Raw genomic sequence first — 16,472 nt, 5'->3', positions numbered from 1 at the left:
CCGGAAGTACCGGAAGTACCGGAAGTACCGGAAGTACCGGAAGTACCGGAAGTACCGGAAGTACCGGAAGTGCCGGAAGTGCCGGAAGTGCCAGAGGTACCCGACGTACCGGAACTGCCCGACGAACCCGAAGTCCCCGAACTACCGCCGCCTGACGTACCCGACGAGCCGCCGCCCGACGTCCCGGAAGTCCCCGAAGTGCCGGACGTTCCCGACGTGCTCGGCTTGATCGACGGCGTGACCGGTCCGTCGACCGAGCCGCAACCGTACAGTGTGACGAGCGACAGGACGGCCAGCGATACCGTCGTTTTCTTGAAGTAATGATGCATGGTGGCCTCGACATTGGAAATGTGTCCCGGCCACATCTGCAAATTCCGCGCCATGACATTTCCCGCGCAATGCCCCCGCGTTTTGTTGCGGGAATCGGGAATATCGGCGCGATTTAAACGGAGGAATGGCGGTTTCGCGAGACGGGCGTGCCAGGTGGGCTCGGTGCGACCGCTGCGATGTTCCCGTAAGGTGCCGTAACGCGCGGCCGGATGTTACGTAGCGTTCGACTCGGCGTCACGCCGATGGCGGCAAACCGAGCGCCGCATCTTTGACGAAAGGTCCGGACGCGCTGAACATGACGCGAACCCACCTGGCCGCGGGCGACGCCGAAGCGGCCACGACTTCAGACAGGACACGGACATGAGCGAACAGGACAGGGAACAGGGCAAGGCACGACGCACCGACGTGATGGGCGAGGCGTTCGTCGAGCGCGCGATGCGCGACCTCGACGGCTTTTCGCGTCCGCTGCAGAACTGGCTGAACGAACACGCGTGGGGCAGCACCTGGCGGCGCGACGGAATCGACCTGAAGACGCGCAGCCTCTGCACCTGCGCGATGCTGGCGGCGCTCGGCCGCAGCACGGAGCTGAAGGGCCACGTGCGGGGCGCGCTCAACAACGGCGCGAGTCTCGTCGAGATCCGCGAGGTGCTGCTGCACAGCGCGCTGTATGCTGGCGCGCCGGCCGCGGTGGAGGCATTCCGCAGCGCGCGCGAGGTGATCGCGGAACTCGGGCTGTCGCTGCCCGACGACGAAGCCTGACCGGCGCACCGTGATCGGCGGCCGTACCGCGACCCCGGGGCGCCGCTATCCTCAGCGCGGCCGCCCCGTCCACCCGACGACGATCAGTGCTCGACGTGCGCACCCTGCGCCGGCGCATCGACCGGCGCGGCGGCGACGTCGAGCAACCAGTCCGCCGTCGCGTCCGGAATCGTGACCGGCAGCATATGCCCGCCTTCGACGACTGTCAGCCGCACGCGCGCCGACTTCTTCGCCAGCGCCTCGCCGTGCGCGCGCCAGTTCAGGATCGGATCGGCGCGGCCGTACAGCACGTCGACCGGCAGCGACAGGTCCGCATAGCGGCGCTCCATCGCGGGCAGGTCGACGGGCGCCGACAGCAGGTCCGTCGCCGTCGCGTAGAACACGTGCGGGCGCAGCCCGAGCAATCCGCCGCCCTTTACCGGGAAGTCGCGCGGCACGGCTTCCGGCGCGAACACCTGGCTGACGGCCTTGCGGCCGGTCAGGATCGTCAGCGGGACCGCGAAGGTCCACGATACGAAGCGGCGTACCAGCGGCGACGGCAGCATCAGCGGCCTGAACGGCGCCGGCGGCTCGGTCTGCTCGTGCGACAGCGGCGCGATCAGCGCGAGCCGGCTCACGCGCTCCGGATGGTTGAGGCCGACCGCGAGCGCGATCGCGCCGCCGAGCGAGTGGCCGACGAGCACCGGGCGCTCAAGCTTCAGCGCGTCGATGAACGCGGCGATCGTGCGGGCCTGCGCGAACACGTTCGCCTGCGAACTGGCGCCGCGCAGCGAGCGGCCGGCGCCGGGCCGGTCGACGAGGATCACCCGATGATGCTGCGCGAGCCGGGTGAGCGGCAGGTACGCGAAGTTGCGCCACTGCCCGGCGAGCCCGTGTACGAACACGAGCGGCGGCCCGCTGCCGTACTCGACGTAGTGGATGCGATCGCCGCCGATGTCGACGAAGCGGCCTTCGGGCGGAAACGCGCGCGTGACGCGGCGCGCGATGTAGCCGGAAAACAGCGCGAGCGCGGCGAGCACCGCGACGACGCCGAGCAGCATGTTCTGGATCAGATGGAGCGTATGGCTCATGTCGGCCTCAACGGGTTTCGAGTACGGGTTCGGCAACCGGCGCGGCGGCCGGGCCGGCTTGCGCGCGGCGTTCGAACCGCATCGCCGAATCGGCGAGCCCGCTGAACTTCAGCGACGCGAGATCGAGCACGTAGTTCTGGTGGAATTTCCAGGGCTTGCGGTGCCCCTGCCTCGGCAGGATGCCGGCCGCGCGCTGGATGTAGCCCGAGCTCAGGTTCACCGCCGGCACGTCGCCGAGATCGCCGGCGCCGAGCCGCGGCACGCAGGTGTCGTAGCCGTTCGCGCGCATGTGGTTGAGCAGCCGGCACACGTAGCGCGCGATCAGCTCGGCCTTCAGCGTCCACGACGCGTTCGTGTAACCGAACGACGATGCGAGATTCGGCACGTCGCTGTACATCATTCCTTTATAGGACACGGTCTGCGGCAGGTCGACCGCGCGGCCGTCCACCGTGACGCGCGCGCCGCCGAGCATCTTCACCTTCAGCCCGGTCGCGGTGACGATCACGTCCGCGTCGAGCTGCTGGCCGCTCTTCAGCCGCAGGCCGGTCGGCGTGAAACGCTCGATCTCGTCGGTGACGATCGACGCGCGGCCCGCGCGGATCGACTTGAACAGGTCGCCGTTCGGCACGAGGCACACGCGCTGATCCCACGGCATGTAGCGCGGGGTCAGATGCTTCGCGACGTCGAAGCCGGGGCCGAGCTGCCGGCCGGCCGCGCGGATGATGAACTGCTTCGTCCGCTCGGGCTTGCGGCGCGACACGTTGTACAGGTACATCGTCAGCAGCACGTTCTTCACGCGCACGAGCCGGTGCGCGAGCCGCGACGGCAGCACGCGGCGCAACGCGTTCGCGATCCGGTCGCGCGCGGGCAGCGACACGATGTAGGTCGGCGAGCGCTGCAGCATCGTCACGTGCTGCGCATCGGTCGCCATCGACGGCACCAGCGTGACGGCCGTCGCGCCGCTGCCGATCACGACGACGCGCCGGTTTGCGTACGACAGGTCCTTCGGCCATTGCTGCGGATGCACGATGCGGCCTTCGAACGATTCCATGCCGGCCCAGTCGGGCAGGTAGCCGCCATCGTAGTCGTAATAGCCGCTGCACATATAGAGGAAGCGGCACGTGTAGACGAGCGTGTCGAGCGCGCCGTCCCGCGTGCGCTCGATGCGCACCGTCCAGCGCGCGCGGTTCGAATCCCAGTCGGCCGCGACCACCTTCTGGCCGTAGCGGATCGTCTTGTCGATGCCGTACGCGCGTGCGGTATCGCGGATGTAGTCGAGGATCGTCTGGCCATCCGAGATCGCCTTGTCGCTGTGCCACGGGCGGAAGCTGTAGCCGAGCGTGAACATGTCGGAATCCGAACGGATGCCGGGATAGCGGAACAGGTCCCAGGTACCGCCGATCGCATCGCGCGCCTCGACGATCGCGACGCTCGCATGCGGGCAGCGCTTCTTCAGGTGGTACGCGGCGCCGATGCCGGACAGGCCGGCGCCGACGATCAGCACGTCGAGGTCGCGGCTGTCGCCGCAGGCGGACGGCGCGTCGCGCCGGTCGGTCGTCGTCGAGGTCATGCGGGATCCTTGGCCGGCGTGGTCGGGAGCGCGGCCGTAGGGTGCGCGCGTTCTCCCGCGGGGACGTCCTTCGTGCGGAGATTGCGGGCGCGTGTGCGGCGCACGTGGCGCAGGATCAGCCGCTGGTAGCCGGCGCCGAGCAGGCGCGCGATCTTGTCGAGGCGGCGCGCATCGGCGCCGACCAGCACACGGCGCGCATTCCGCTCGACGCCGGCGAGAATCTGCCGCGCGGCATCGTCGGCCGTCGTCGCGTTGATCAGGCGGTTCGCCTGGCGGCGGTGGGTCGCTTCGTCCTGGCCGGTGAGCGCGCGGATGCTGGTGTCGACGCGGCTCGCGTCGACGATGTTGGTCGCGACGCCGCCCGGATGCACGCAGGTCGCACTGACCGGCGCGCTGTCGAGTTCGAGTTCCATCCGCAGTGCCTCGGTGAAGCCGCGCACCGCGAACTTGGTCGCGTTGTACGCGCTTTGCGTCGGCATCGCGATGAGCCCGAACAGGCTCGACGTGTTGATCACGTGCCCGTCGCCCGACGCGCGCAAATGCGGCAGGAACGCCTGCGTGCCGTGCACGACGCCCCAGAAGTTGATGCCGACGATCCATTCGAGATCGGCGAGACGCGCGGTCTCGGCGCTCGCGGCCAGCGACACGCCCGCGTTGTTGAAGACCAGGTTGACCTTGCCGTGTTCGGCGCGCACGAAATCGGCCCATGCGAACACCGCGTCGCGGTCGGCGACGTCGAGCCGCCGCGTGCTCGTGCGCACGCCGTGCTGCGCGCACGCGGCCGCCGTGTCGGCGAGCCCGACATCGTTGACGTCGGCGAGCGCGACCTCGCAGCCGCGCCGCGCGAGCTCGACCGCGAGGCTGCGGCCCATGCCCGAACCGGCGCCCGTGATCGCGGCGACCTTGCCGGAAAAACCCTTCATCGTCGTTCCTCCCGTTCCGCTTGCGCTGCGCCGACGGCGCGCTTATTGTGGTGTTGTTCGTCACCACTTTAGTTTTCGGGTGTCCTGATGTCAAATAGCGAAATGGAGAAAGCACTCGAAACGGAAAAACGGGGGCGGGCGTACGGCGGTGTCGCGCCCGAGGTACGGGCCGCCGAGCGGCGCGACGCGCTGATCCGCGCGGCGACGCGCGTATTCGGCACGGTCGGCTTCCGCAAGGCGACCGTGCGGTCGATCTGCCAGGAGGCGAAGCTCAACGACCGCTATTTCTATGCGGCGTTCGACAGCACCGAGGAACTGCTGCGCTGCACCTACCTGCATCACGCGCAGCAACTGCACGACGCGGTCGCGCGGGCGGTGGCCGAGCGCGGTGGCGACCTGCGAGAGCGCATCGACGCGGGGCTCGCGGCGTTCTTCGGCTTCCTGCGCGACCCGTGCGCGGCGCGCGTGCTGTTGCTCGAGGTGATGGGCGTGAGCGCGGATACCGACATGACGTACCAGCGGATGCTGATCGACTTCGGCAAGCTGATCATGGCGCTCGGCGCGGCGCGCGAGGCCGTGACACCCGCGGAGCGGACCGAGCAGCGGCTCGTCGGGCTCGCGCTGGTCGGTGCGATGACGAACGTCGGCGCGGCGTGGCTGCTCACCGGGTATCGCGATCCGGAGGCGCAGATGGTCGCGAGTTGCAGGAAGGTGCTGCTGGGAACGTTGCGGGAAGAGGGGTAGCTCAGGGATACGCGGATGGCGGGAGCCGGAATGAAGGGTCCGAAGCCGGCCGGGCGCATATCGCGATGTTGATTCGAGTCTCGCCTTGGCGAATTCTCGCGCAATCCGTATTGGTAATTATCGGGTATGGATCGGTATTAACAAGGCGCAGAATTTCACGAAACTTTCATTATGGATATTTCTGTTGGATTGCTGGATTGCAAATATCGCTGATCGGAATTTTAAATTAAAAATGAAGACGCAACGTCAATGAAAATTGACGTTGCGCCATGATTGCGCGCGGAACGTGTCGCGCTGGCGGGACGCGAGATTACGAGCCCGTGTATCCGCCTCGGGTCCAGCCTTCGCCATCCCAGCACCACTCGGTCGTCGAACCTCCGCTGGTTGCGTACACGCGGATGTGGACCGCGCTTCCGACCAGCCAGCACGTTGCCGACACGTTGTCGCCGGCCTGGTTGAATGCACCGGTGTACCAGTTCGAACCGTCGTAGCAGCGCTCGGTGATCTTGTTGCCGTTGGCCGTGTAGACGCGGATCGACGGCGTGCTTCCCCATGAAATTGCTGCGGTTTGCATGTTCAAACTCCTTGATTGTAATAAAGCGGAGAATTGAAGCGCTTCGGTAAACGCAATTCGGCGTATTACCGGGAATAAGGTTAGTGGAAAATCTCGAAAATCAATATGAGATTTTTTGTGAATAAATGGTGCAATTGATTCGGCATGAGAAAAGCCGGTGAGACCGGCTTTGAAGCGCGTCACGGCATCACGCACCCGATCCGCGTCCGGCGTGTTCCGCGATCGGGGGTTCAGCGCGCCGCTGCCGCCGGCCCCGTTTCCCCGATCCTCGCCTTCATCGCATCGATGAACGCGCGCACCTTCGGCGACGGCAGCCGCGTCGACGGATACACCGCGTGAATCCCGGCCCGCGCCGAGCGCCAGGCGGGCAGCAGTCGCACGAGCCGGCCGGCCGCGACGTCCTCCGCGATCGAGAAATCCGTCAGGAGCCCGAAGCCGCCGCCCGCGAGCGCGATCGCGCGGCATGCCGTCGCGGTGTTCGACACGACCGGCGCAACGCAACGCACCGACGCGTGGCCGCCGCGCGCATCGTCGAGTTCGAGCGAATGCGGGCGTGAGAGCGTCGACAGCATCACGAACGGCAGCGCGGCGAGCCCGTCAGGATCGCGCGGCAGGCCGTGCCGCGCGACGAACGCAGGGCTCGCGACCAGCCACTTCTCGTATTCGCCGAGCTGCACCGCGCGATAGTTCGAATCCGCGAGGCGGCCGATGCGGATCGCGACGTCGAGATTGTCCGCGACGAGATCGACGATGCGGTCGTTCGCGACCAGTTCGACGTCGAGCCCGGGATGCGCGTCGCGCAGCGCGACGATGGCCGGCGCGACGACCAGCGCACCGTAGTCGATCGGCACGCTCACGCGCAGCGTGCCGCGCAGCGGCCCGGCGTCGGACGACACCGCGTCGAGCGCGGTCTCGGTCGCGCGCACGATGTCGCGGCACGCGTCGTAGAACGCGCGCCCCGCATCGGTCACGCTCAGCCGGCGCGTGGTGCGCACCAGCAGGTTCGCGCCGATCTCGGATTCGAGGCGCTGCATGTGCGTGCTGACGACCGTCTTCGCGAGGCCGAGCCGTTCGGCCGCGGCCGTCAGCGAGCCGGCATCGACCACCGCGACGAAGATCGCCAGCCGGTTCAGGTTCACGTCGCGCAGATCGGCCATCGTCGATTGTCCTATGAGGGCGGATAATGTTTCAGCGATTATCCGTCTTCTGGATGCGAACCGCGAGCGCTACGCTGGGGGCTGGTCGTCGCCGATTCCCGGCGGCGCGAGATCCAGGAGCCTTTTCATGCCAGCCGCCAGCAAGCCCGTCCGTCCGGTTCGTGTCTATTCGTTCCCGCTGTCCGGGCACGCGCATCGCGTCCGGCTGTTCCTGTCGCTGCTCGGGCTGCCGTTCGACGTCGTCGACGTCGACCTCGCTGCCGGCGCGCAGCGCGAGCCCGCGTTCCTCGCGCTCAATCCGCTCGGCCAGGTGCCCGTGATCGACGACGACGGCACCGTGCTCGCCGATTCGAACGCGATCCTCGTCTATCTCGCGAAGCGCTACGGCGACGCGCACTGGCTGCCCGACGATGCGGCAGGCGCGGCGACCGTGCAGCGCTGGCTGTCGTACGCGGCCGGGCCGATTGCATCGGGGCCGGCGGCCGCGCGGCTCGTCACCGTGTTCGGCGCACCGCTCGATCACGACGCGGCCAAGCGCACGGCCGCGAAGGTGCTCGCCGCGATCGACGGCGAACTCGCCGGCAAGCCGTTCGCCGCGGGCGCGCAGCCGACGATCGCCGATATCGCCGCCTACACGTACATCGCGCATGCGCCGGAAGGCGGCGTGTCGCTCGAACCGTATCCGCATGTACGTGCGTGGCTCGCGCGCGTCGAGGCGCTGCCCGGCTTCGTCGGCATGCAGCCGACCCGCGCCGGCCTGCTCGCTGCCTGACGCTGCGCGGCCAGGACACGCCTTTACCGGGAGAACACGATGACCGCGCCGACCGCCACCGTACCGGGCTGGGAACTCGACGTTGCACCGTTTCATGCGGGCGAGCTCGCCGTGCAGCGGCGCGCGGGCGTGACCGAGGCCGCGGGCGCGGCCGGCCGGCGCGGGATCCGTCGCTTCATGCCGGACCAGCACCGGACGTTTTTTGCGCAACTGCCGTTTTTCGTGCTCGGCGGCGTCGACGTGCACGGCCAGCCGTGGGCGACGCTGCGGGTCGGGATGCCTGGCTTCGTGACGACGCCGGACGCGCGCACGCTGCGCATCGACGGCGATGCGCTGCCCGGCGATCCGCTGGCTGGTGCGTGGCAGCCGGGTGCGCCGCTCGGCGGGCTCGGCATCGAGTTCGACACGCGCCGGCGCAATCGTGTGAACGGCGTCGTGCGTGCGGTCGATGGCGACGCGCTGACGATCGCGGTCGCGCAGAGCTTCGGCAACTGCGCGAAGTACATCCAGGGCCGCAAGCCCACGTTCGTGCCGCGTGAAGGCGATGCGTCCGACGAGGCCGAGGTGTCGGACCGGTTGAGCGACGCGGATCGCGCGCTGCTCGCGCAGGCCGATACGTTCTTCGTCGCGAGCGCGAACACGTCGACTGGTGCGGGTGCCGCGCGCGGCGCCGACGTGTCGCATCGCGGCGGCATGCCGGGCTTCGTGCACGTCGACGACGCGCGCACGCTGACGACGCCGGATTTCAGCGGCAACCGCTTCTTCAACACGCTCGGCAACCTGCAGCACGATCCGCGCGCCGGGCTGCTGTTCGTCGATTTCGACAGCGGCGACCTGCTGTATGTCGCCGCGGATGCGGAGATCGTGTGGGACGGGCCGCTCGTCGCGTCGTTCGACGGCGCGCAGCGGGTCGTGCGGTTTCATGTGCGTGAAGTGCGGCGCACGCGGGGCGTGCTGCCGTTCCGGTGGTCGACGGTCGAGCGGGCGCCGCAGTTTGCGGCGATGGCGGTGGGTTCCGCTGTCACGGCTGTGCCGGCGGCATCTGCATCCACATCGACATCGCCCGCCATCTGGCGCCCGCTGCGCATCGCGAAGATCGTCGACGAAGCGCGCGCGATCCGCTCGTTTCATTTCGAACCGGCGGACGGCGGCGCGTTGCCGGCCTACGAAGCCGGACAGCATCTGACGCTGCGCGTCGCGCTGCCGGACAGCGATGCGCCGGCGATCCGCAGCTACACGCTGTCCGATGCGCCCGGCGCGTCGCATTACCGCATCACCGTGAAGCGCGAAGGACGTGTATCGGCCTGGCTGCACGACCACGCGCGTGCCGGGATGGCGCTCGATGCGCAGATGCCGCGCGGCCGCTTCATGTTCGACGTTGCGAGCCCGCGTCCGGCCGTGCTGGTGTCGGCCGGCATCGGCATCACGCCGATGTTCGCGATGCTGCGCCGCGCGCTGGCCGATGACGCACCGTCGCGCCGCGTGGTGTTCGTGCACGGCGCGCGCGACACGGTTGACCGACCGTTTGCGGCGGAACTGACGCGCATCGCGGACGCCGACGCACGCGTATCGCTGCACTGGTTCGACAGCCGGCCGCAACGCGACGGCGCGGCGCGACCGGGCCGCATCGACGTCGCGCAACTGAAGCGCATCCTGCCGTTCGACGACTACGATTTCTACCTGTGCGGGCCGTCCGCGTTCATGCGCGATTTGTACGACGGATTGCGCGCGTTGAACGTGCCGGACGAGCGTATCCGCTTCGAGGCGTTCGGACCGTCGAGTGTCGTGCGCAGTGCGACCCGCGCGAGCAGAGCACCGTCGGCTGCAAGCGTACCCGTCGTATTCCGCCGCACGGGGCGCGAGGTTGCATGGACGCCCGCCGACGGCACGCTGCTCGAATTTGCAGAAGGCCAGGGCGTGGCGGTGCCGTCCGAATGCCGGTCCGGGTCGTGCGGCACGTGCGCGACGCGCGTGCTGTCCGGCGCGGTTGACTACATGCAGGCGTACGACGCAGCGGTCGAACCCGGCTGCGCGCTACTGTGCGTCGCGCGGCCCGCAGACGGTACAGCGGAGCCGCTCGTGCTCGACCGCTGACGCGCGTGCGACAACCGTGCGACATGCCGTCGCACAACGCGTGCTGCGCAAAAACCGCACGCAACTGCTTCTTTTTCCGGAGGCCTGTCGGATCGACGATAGCGTCAACCGATAGAGAAAAGGAGCAACACCATGAAACTGTTCAGCATGATCCGCCTGGTTCTGTGGAGTTTCTTCGGCGTACGCAACAGCAAGGCGCACGCATCCGATCTCGCGAACGTCAACTTCACGCTGCTGCCGTTCGTCGCGATCGTGCTCGCGGTGCTGGTCGGTGCGGTGATCTACGGCGTCGTTCATCTGGTCGTCGATCCGACGGTGACGATGCAGGGGTTCTGAGCATCCGCTGAACCGTGCGGGTCGTCATGCCCGCTTCCCGTCTCCCGTCTCCCGCCTTCCGCGTCCCGTTTCGGCCGATCCCTCGGCCGCCAGCCCCGCCCGGGGTAAAATGCGCGCCACGCCGCGCTGTCGCGCGCGACGGGCATTCCGCCATTCCGACGAACGGCGCACGCAGATGCCCGGCGCCCGCGCCGCGGCGTTCGAAGCGTCCCCCGCATGACAAGACCACGCGAGGCCGCCGGCCGCCCGACACGCACCCGATCCACGGATCGGCGGCCGCGTCGGCGCCCGGTGCGTCACCGGCATCCGATGTCCCATCCTGCGCTTTCCCGATCGATCGGCCCGCTTGCGGCCCGATCGTCTGATTCGTTTGATGAATGTCGTGTCGACCTAGGTGCTCGGCAGTTCGCCGAGACCGTCGCGGGTCCGTGCGCGAGGTCGCGCTTCGCAGCTGCGTAACGCGTAACGCGTTTCCAGCGTTTCGAGAGTTTCGACAGGGTCGAGTGGCGAGTTTTTCCATCCAGAACAATGACGGTAAATAGAACAACAGCGTCGCCTGCACGGCGGCGGCGCGCGAAGGTCGGGCTTGGCGTCGGTCTCGGCATCACGCTTTTCGCGGCGCAGGCCGCCGCGGCACCGGGCGACGCACCGGCGTCGGACGCCGATGCGGCCGGCAGCGCGACGCTGCCGGCGATCACGGTCAGCGGCGAGCGCGGCGGCGCGTTTCGCGCGCGCGAAGCGTCGGTCGCGGGGCTCGACGACGCACCGCTGCGCGACACGCCGGCCTCCGTCAGCGTCGTCACGCGCGCGCAGATCGACGATCAGCAGGCAAAGCGTCTGAGCGACGTGGTGCGCAACGACGCGTCGGTCGTCAACGACTATGCGCCCGTCGGCTACTTCGAAGGCTTCGCGATCCGCGGCTTTCCGGTCGATCTCGCGAGCGCGATCCGGATCGACGGGTTGACGGTGTCCGGCGAGCAGAACGTGCCGCTCGAGAACAAGGAGCGTGTCGAGATCCTGAAGGGGCTGGCCGGCATCGACAGCGGCGTGGTCGCGCCGGGCGGCGTGATCAACTTCGTGACGAAGCGCTCGGCGAACGTCGCGAGCGTGACGACCGGCGTCGACAGCCGCGGCTCGACGTCGGCGGCCGTCGATCTAGGCCGCCGCTTCGGCCCCGACAATCAGTTCGGCTTCCGGATCAATGCCGCGAAGGAGAACATGCACTCTTACATCGACGGCACGAACGGACGGCGCACGTTCGGCTCGATCGCCGCCGACTGGGACATCAGCCCGCGCGCGAGCCTGCAGCTCAATGCGGAATTCCAGCAGTGGATCCAGCGTTCCGCGCCCGGCTACCAGCTGCTCGGCGGCACCGTCGTGCCGTCCGTCAACACGACGTCGAAGGCGCTCGGCACGCAGCCGTGGGCGAAGCCGGTGACGACCGACGCGCTGAACCTGAACGCGCGCTTCGACTACCAGTTCAACGACGACTGGAAGGCCTACATCGCCGCGGGCCGCAGCCGCACGATGATCGACGACAACAGCGCGTTCGCGTACGGCTGCTATTACGCGGCGAGCTGCGCGGCGGGCACGACGTCGCCGTTCTTCTTCGGCGCGAACGGCGACTACGACGTGTACGATTTCCGTAGCCCCGGCGAATACCGCCGCAACGACGATCTGCGCGCGGTGACGACGGGCAAGTTTGCAACAGGCCCGCTGCGCCACGAGCTGACGCTCGGTGTGAGCGTGCAGCGCCGCGCCGTGCACATGGCGAACGCCGTATACGACTACGTCGGCAGCGAGAACATCTACGGGCCCGACGTCGCGTTCGCGCCGTCGCCGAACACGGCCGGGCCGTCGTATCCGCAGCTCGATTCATGGCAGTACGGCGTGTTCGGGCTCGACCGCGTCAGCATCGGCGAGCACTGGCAGGTGCTCGCGGGCGGCAAGGAAGTGCTGCTGCGCCAGCGTAGCTGGAGCAGCCTCGACGGCGACGCGACGCATACCGACCGCTCGGTGTTCCTGCCACAGGTTGCGCTCGTCTACAAGCCGGTGAACGTGCTGTCGCTGTATGCGTCGTACAGCAAGGCGCTGTCGCTCGGCGACCAGGCGCCGGTGCGCGCGACCAACGCGTATGCTTTCCTGCCGCCGGTCGAATCGCATCAGTTCGAGCTCGGCGCGAAATACGACTGGCTCGATCGGCTGAGCCTCACGGCCGCCGTGTTCTCGATCAGCAAGCCGTTCCAGTTCGCCGACCCGGACGCATCGGGCACGAGTTACACGTTCGCGCAGCGCGGCACGCAGCGCCATCAGGGGATCGAGCTCGGTGCGGCCGGACGCGTGACCGAGCGGCTCGGGCTGACGGCCAGCGTCGCGGCGATTCGCGCCCGTGCGTACGATTCGGGTTCGCCAGCATACGAAGGACACCAGATCATCAACGTGCCGGCGCTGCGCGCGTCGCTGTACGCGGATTACGCGGTGCCGGGCGTCGCGGGCCTGAACATGCTCGGCGGCGTCGAGTACAGCGCGGGCCGCAACGCGAACGAAGAGGGCACCGCGCGCGTGCCGTCGTGGTTCGTGTTCAATCTCGGCGCGCGCTATACGACGAAGATCGCGGGCCATCGCACGGTGCTGCGCGTGTCGGTGGACAACCTGTTCAACAAGTTCTACTGGCGTGACGCGGGCGAGCAGCAGGGCGACGCGTACCTGTTCCCGGGCGCGCCGCGCACCGCGCGCGTGTCGTTGACCTATGATTTCTGATCGTCCGGACCCGGCCGCATGATGCGCGGCCCCGGCAGCCAACCAGGAGAGTACAGACGATGTCCCCACTCGAAATCGCCGGCGTGACCGTCAGCGCCCTCGCGATCTGGCTGACCGCGAAGCGGCGCATGCTGTGCTGGCCGGTCGGGCTTGCGTCGGTCGCGCTGTACGGCTGGATCTTCTTCGACGCGAAGCTGTATTCCGACATGCTGCTGCAGGGCGCGTTCGCGGTGCTGCAGGTGTACGGCTGGCGCCGCTGGATCGCGCAGCGTACGCTCGAGGCGAGCGGCGGCGCGGCACCGCAAGGCGACGTCGCACCCGTCACCGGCGTGCGGCCGCGCCAGATGCTGCCCGACCTGATCGCGGCAGTTATCAGCAGCGCGCTGCTCGGCGGGATGATGGCGCGCTGGACCGATGCGGCGCTGCCGTTCGTCGATGCGTCGCTGACCGCGTTCAGCCTCGTCGCGCAATACTGGACCGCACGGCGCTACATCGCGTCGTGGGGGCTGTGGATCGTCGTGAACGTCGTGTACGTCGGGATGTTCGTGTTCAAGGAACTGTATCTGACGGCCGGACTCTATGCGCTGTTCATCGCGCTCGCCGTCGTCGGCTGGCGCGACTGGAGCCGGACCGCCGACGCGCTGCGCGCGAGCGCGAGCCCGGCGGGCTGATTCGCGGCCGATTCAACTACGGAGCTACGTCGTTCATGTCATTTCCACTCGAGCCGGATGCGCCGGCATCGCGTGACGCCGCGCAGGCGCGCGAGGTCGCGCCGCCGCAGTTCGGCGTCGACGGCGAACAGGCCGAACGCGACTGGCCGCTGATGACGCACGACGAGGTCGCGGCCGTGCTCGCGCGGATCGACGGCGCCGGCGCGCCCGCGCGCCTCACGTGGCACAGCCCGCGGCCGTTCTCGGCGGCCGTGCTGGCGCGCACGACCGACGAGCGCGCGCTGTTCGTCAAGCGTCATCACGTGAGCCTGCGCGACGTCGCCGGGCTCGAGGAAGAGCATCGCTTCATTGCGCATCTGCGCGCGCACGGCGTGCCGGTGGCGGACGTGCTCGCCGGTCGCGACGGCGCAACCGCGTTCGCATCCGGCGACTGGACGTATGAAGTGCACGTGGTCGCGCCGGGTGTCGACGTGTATCGCGGCGTGATGTCGTGGAAGCCGTTCACGCATCCTTCGCATGCGTATGCGGCCGGCCGCGCGCTGGCCGAGCAGCATCGCGCGTCGGCCGGCTACGATGCGCCGGCGCGGCCGGTGCGCCCGCTGCTGTCGAGTTTTCGCGTGCTGTCGTCGAGCGATCTAGCCGGTGCGCTCGAACGCTGGGTCACGGCGCAACCGTTGCTCGTCAAGGCGCTCGGTGCGCGCGACTGGCGCGGCGACGTCGCGAACGTCATCGGCCCGCATCACGCGCGCCTCGTGCCGCTGTTGCCAGCGTTGCCGCCGCTGTGGACGCATGGCGACTGGCATGCGTCGAACCTGCTGTGGACCGACGCCGGGCCCGGTGCGCAGGTGCGGACCGTGCTCGACTTCGGTTTGTCGGATCGTACCTGCGCGGTGATGGATCTCGCGCTCGCGATCGAGCGCAACACGGTCGACTGGATGGCGCCGGCCGATGCGCGCCGTGTCGAGTACGAACAGATCGCGGCGCTGCTCGACGGCTACGAGTCGCTCGAACCGCTGAGCGACGATGCGTATGCGGCGCTGGTCGCGATGCTGCCGATCGCGCATACGGAGTTCGCGCTGTCAGAGGTCGCGTATTTCGGTTGTATCGTCAACGCGCCCGATATCGTCGACGTGGCGTACGACGGTTATCTGATCGGGCATGCTCAATGGTTCGGCGAACGCGACGGGCGGCAACTGCTCGACTGGCTCGAGTTGCGCATGCGGACCAAGCGCGGGACCAGTTGAGCCGCGAATCGCTTCATTGTATGAATGACCCGTAGCGACGCGATGCCGCTACGGGGCAGCGTTATCGGATTGCGTTCGAAGTAGGCATAACGCGAGGATCGTTGCAGAGGTATCCGCATCCCCGTTCGCAAAGCGGGACTAGCTGGATTGCAATCTGGCGCAGGTCCAGATCGCCGTTACCATTGCGTGCCATGTCCTCAGTGAACGTCAGCTTGTTGATCCAGATGGCATTCTCGTCGATACCTAACTGCTTCAAATAGCTTTTAACATCGTTCGCACGTGCGTCTATGAGACGATCGCGATTTCGCTCTCCGATGTAGGCTCCGGCAACGACATCCGCTCCGATCGTCGCGCCAGGCCACTTTCTTGCTTCGATCATCATATCTGCGACACGCAGCCGGTCCTGGTTTGAAAGTTCAGTCGCGTTGAACGGAAGTGATGTTTCCATAAACTGCATGACGGTACACGCGACCGATAGCGGCGAAATCATCATAAGTATAAGCGGAACAGCAAATCGAGCGACTGTGCCCTGCGAATGAATTGTCGAATTCACCATAATTTTCTGTCGAAATGGGCTACGTAAGCAGCCAGACTGTCAGCGTTCCGGATAGCGAATTCCGGATGACTTCTGACCCAGTATTGCAGACCGGTTCCTTGTCCGTACATCAAATCGTCAGAGTCGAACACGTCGGTGTAATGCGTGCATTCGTGAATGATCGTCTTGAGCTTGCATGCTGTCCATAAGTCCGCATCAGGAAGCGTGCAGAAATGCGGATAGATGGTGATGATTCGTCTTGCGGAATCGGGCTTGCAGACAGCAGCATCGGTGTTGTCATCGTCAGGGAATACCGTGCAGGTTATATTTATGCCGGTCTGTTCGTCCCAGCGAATCACGTTTTCGGGTTTCAACTCGCGAGTGGCGGTCAAGAGTCTTGGAAGACCGGTTTCCAGCGTTCCACGGACATTTTGATCTGCTCGACCGAACCACGTTGCCACGCGTTCTCTTTCGTTTCTGTCCCACCGTGACAATCCCTCAATGCGGTCTAGAATCAATTGCGCCGCAGCGTCCCTCAACCGAACAAATAGCGCCCTGAATTCCTTGTTCGACATAATTGGGCAGATGCGGGCAAGGTCAAGTTCGACTTCGTGTATGGATCCCGGAATCGTGTTCGTTCGCCCGGTTGTTACAAGGATCCATTCGTCTTCGTCGATATGATCGTTCATTGAATGTTTGATATTTAAAAAGGAATGCATAACGATCATGTTTTTGTTGAGTGAAGTCTATTAGACATGTTCGAAAATTTAATCATGAACAATTCATGACCGACACTCGATCGTGAGAGGCGCCGTGCGGCGATGGGTGTCGTGAAGACGCATCATGTCGATGCGCCGGTAGATGACGGAATTGTCATATTCGCCTCATGTTCACACTGCGCCCGATCCGTAGCATCGGTCGCGATCCGTTATC

15 protein-coding genes and 1 pseudogene are annotated in these 16,472 nt (G+C 66.9%); 9 read left to right on the top strand and 7 right to left on the bottom strand.

Annotation, left to right across the window (positions count from 1 at the left end; translation table 11 throughout):
* Together DIE15_RS38005 and DIE15_RS05050 are read left to right on the top strand one after the other, a co-directional pair.
* A pseudogene (locus DIE15_RS38005) lies at nt 1–321 on the top strand (highly repetitive protein); the annotation flags it as partial.
* Nucleotides 322–690: 369 nt separating this feature from the next.
* Nucleotides 691–1,089, top strand: coding sequence for a carboxymuconolactone decarboxylase family protein (locus DIE15_RS05050; protein WP_057925801.1), 399 nt, complete (start codon nt 691–693; stop codon nt 1,087–1,089).
* An 83-nt stretch (nt 1,090–1,172) separates the two neighbouring features.
* On the opposite strand, the gene DIE15_RS05045 is transcribed toward DIE15_RS05050, so the two are convergent.
* The 3 genes from DIE15_RS05045 to DIE15_RS05035 are packed head-to-tail and all read right to left on the bottom strand — an operon-like array spanning nt 1,173 to nt 4,652.
* Nucleotides 1,173–2,159 (bottom strand): alpha/beta fold hydrolase, encoded by a 987-nt coding sequence (locus tag DIE15_RS05045; protein WP_124832542.1) that lies wholly within the window; start codon nt 2,157–2,159, stop codon nt 1,173–1,175.
* A gap of 7 nt (nt 2,160–2,166) precedes the next feature.
* Entirely contained in the window at nt 2,167–3,729 is a 1,563-nt protein-coding gene (locus DIE15_RS05040; RefSeq protein WP_124832541.1) for an NAD(P)/FAD-dependent oxidoreductase, read from the bottom strand.
* On the bottom strand, nt 3,726–4,652 hold the full coding sequence (locus DIE15_RS05035; protein ID WP_124832540.1) for an SDR family oxidoreductase: 927 nt from the start codon (nt 4,650–4,652) through the stop codon (nt 3,726–3,728). The genes DIE15_RS05040 and DIE15_RS05035 overlap by 4 nt, the downstream gene beginning before the upstream one ends.
* Nucleotides 4,653–4,739: 87 nt before the next feature.
* Between DIE15_RS05035 and DIE15_RS05030 the strand changes: the two genes are divergently transcribed.
* The gene (locus DIE15_RS05030; protein ID WP_124832539.1) at nt 4,740–5,396 is read left to right on the top strand and encodes a TetR/AcrR family transcriptional regulator; all 657 of its coding nucleotides are present in this window, start codon (nt 4,740–4,742) and stop codon (nt 5,394–5,396) included.
* 310 nt (nt 5,397–5,706) lie between these two features.
* On the opposite strand, the gene DIE15_RS05025 is transcribed toward DIE15_RS05030, so the two are convergent.
* Both DIE15_RS05025 and DIE15_RS05020 read right to left on the bottom strand, forming a co-directional pair.
* Nucleotides 5,707–5,970: a fucose-binding lectin protein gene (locus DIE15_RS05025; RefSeq protein ID WP_057925796.1), complete on the bottom strand. Its 264-nt coding sequence runs from the start codon at nt 5,968–5,970 to the stop codon at nt 5,707–5,709.
* A 230-nt stretch (nt 5,971–6,200) separates the two neighbouring features.
* Nucleotides 6,201–7,127 carry a LysR family transcriptional regulator gene (locus tag DIE15_RS05020; RefSeq protein ID WP_057925795.1) on the bottom strand — a complete coding sequence of 309 codons (927 nt, stop codon included), beginning with the start codon at nt 7,125–7,127 and terminating at the stop codon, nt 6,201–6,203.
* Between the two features lie 127 nt (nt 7,128–7,254).
* Between DIE15_RS05020 and DIE15_RS05015 the strand changes: the two genes are divergently transcribed.
* The 6 genes from DIE15_RS05015 to DIE15_RS04990 all read left to right on the top strand — a co-directional run bounded on the left by DIE15_RS05015 (nt 7,255) and on the right by DIE15_RS04990 (nt 15,004).
* A complete protein-coding gene (locus tag DIE15_RS05015) occupies nt 7,255–7,899 on the top strand; it encodes a glutathione S-transferase family protein (protein ID WP_124832538.1) in 645 nt (214 codons plus the stop codon).
* A gap of 39 nt (nt 7,900–7,938) precedes the next feature.
* Complete coding sequence (locus tag DIE15_RS05010) at nt 7,939–9,993, top strand: pyridoxamine 5'-phosphate oxidase family protein (protein ID WP_124832537.1); 2,055 nt, start codon at nt 7,939–7,941, stop codon at nt 9,991–9,993.
* Between the two features lie 132 nt (nt 9,994–10,125).
* Nucleotides 10,126–10,329: a DUF2970 domain-containing protein gene (locus tag DIE15_RS05005; RefSeq protein WP_006750787.1), complete on the top strand. Its 204-nt coding sequence runs from the start codon at nt 10,126–10,128 to the stop codon at nt 10,327–10,329.
* A gap of 528 nt (nt 10,330–10,857) precedes the next feature.
* Nucleotides 10,858–13,089: a TonB-dependent siderophore receptor gene (locus DIE15_RS05000; RefSeq protein ID WP_124832536.1), complete on the top strand. Its 2,232-nt coding sequence runs from the start codon at nt 10,858–10,860 to the stop codon at nt 13,087–13,089.
* 59 nt (nt 13,090–13,148) lie between these two features.
* Nucleotides 13,149–13,760 (top strand): nicotinamide riboside transporter PnuC, encoded by a 612-nt coding sequence (gene pnuC / locus DIE15_RS04995; protein WP_124832535.1) that lies wholly within the window; start codon nt 13,149–13,151, stop codon nt 13,758–13,760.
* Between the two features lie 35 nt (nt 13,761–13,795).
* Complete coding sequence (locus DIE15_RS04990) at nt 13,796–15,004, top strand: phosphotransferase enzyme family protein (protein WP_124832534.1); 1,209 nt, start codon at nt 13,796–13,798, stop codon at nt 15,002–15,004.
* 61 nt (nt 15,005–15,065) lie between these two features.
* On the opposite strand, the gene DIE15_RS04985 is transcribed toward DIE15_RS04990, so the two are convergent.
* Both DIE15_RS04985 and DIE15_RS04980 read right to left on the bottom strand, forming a co-directional pair.
* Nucleotides 15,066–15,461 carry a hypothetical protein gene (locus DIE15_RS04985; protein WP_124832533.1) on the bottom strand — a complete coding sequence of 132 codons (396 nt, stop codon included), beginning with the start codon at nt 15,459–15,461 and terminating at the stop codon, nt 15,066–15,068.
* Between the two features lie 92 nt (nt 15,462–15,553).
* Nucleotides 15,554–16,228 (bottom strand): M35 family metallo-endopeptidase, encoded by a 675-nt coding sequence (locus tag DIE15_RS04980; protein WP_124832532.1) that lies wholly within the window; start codon nt 16,226–16,228, stop codon nt 15,554–15,556.
* Nucleotides 16,229–16,472 lie beyond the last annotated feature (244 nt).

It is taken from the genome of Burkholderia sp. Bp9031 (assembly GCF_003857965.1).
Taxonomy (GTDB): Bacteria; Pseudomonadota; Gammaproteobacteria; order Burkholderiales; family Burkholderiaceae; genus Burkholderia; species Burkholderia ambifaria_A.
Note: the sequence above shows the minus strand (reverse complement) of the source record. Positions and strands in the feature narration are given on the sequence as shown.

Coding starts and splice junctions, on each gene's coding strand:
- DIE15_RS05005 (WP_006750787.1), top strand. CDS start 10,126: ATGAAACTGTTCAGCATGATCCGCCTGGTTCTGTGGAGTTTCTTCGGC.
- DIE15_RS05015 (WP_124832538.1), top strand. CDS start 7,255: ATGCCAGCCGCCAGCAAGCCCGTCCGTCCGGTTCGTGTCTATTCGTTC.
- DIE15_RS05020 (WP_057925795.1), bottom strand. CDS start 7,127: ATGGCCGATCTGCGCGACGTGAACCTGAACCGGCTGGCGATCTTCGTC.
- DIE15_RS04980 (WP_124832532.1), bottom strand. CDS start 16,228: ATGAACGATCATATCGACGAAGACGAATGGATCCTTGTAACAACCGGG.
- DIE15_RS04990 (WP_124832534.1), top strand. CDS start 13,796: ATGTCATTTCCACTCGAGCCGGATGCGCCGGCATCGCGTGACGCCGCG.
- DIE15_RS05025 (WP_057925796.1), bottom strand. CDS start 5,970: ATGCAAACCGCAGCAATTTCATGGGGAAGCACGCCGTCGATCCGCGTC.
- DIE15_RS05030 (WP_124832539.1), top strand. CDS start 4,740: ATGTCAAATAGCGAAATGGAGAAAGCACTCGAAACGGAAAAACGGGGG.
- pnuC (WP_124832535.1), top strand. CDS start 13,149: ATGTCCCCACTCGAAATCGCCGGCGTGACCGTCAGCGCCCTCGCGATC.
- DIE15_RS05000 (WP_124832536.1), top strand. CDS start 10,858: ATGACGGTAAATAGAACAACAGCGTCGCCTGCACGGCGGCGGCGCGCG.
- DIE15_RS04985 (WP_124832533.1), bottom strand. CDS start 15,461: ATGCAGTTTATGGAAACATCACTTCCGTTCAACGCGACTGAACTTTCA.
- DIE15_RS05045 (WP_124832542.1), bottom strand. CDS start 2,159: ATGAGCCATACGCTCCATCTGATCCAGAACATGCTGCTCGGCGTCGTC.
- DIE15_RS05035 (WP_124832540.1), bottom strand. CDS start 4,652: ATGAAGGGTTTTTCCGGCAAGGTCGCCGCGATCACGGGCGCCGGTTCG.
- DIE15_RS05040 (WP_124832541.1), bottom strand. CDS start 3,729: ATGACCTCGACGACGACCGACCGGCGCGACGCGCCGTCCGCCTGCGGC.
- DIE15_RS05050 (WP_057925801.1), top strand. CDS start 691: ATGAGCGAACAGGACAGGGAACAGGGCAAGGCACGACGCACCGACGTG.
- DIE15_RS05010 (WP_124832537.1), top strand. CDS start 7,939: ATGACCGCGCCGACCGCCACCGTACCGGGCTGGGAACTCGACGTTGCA.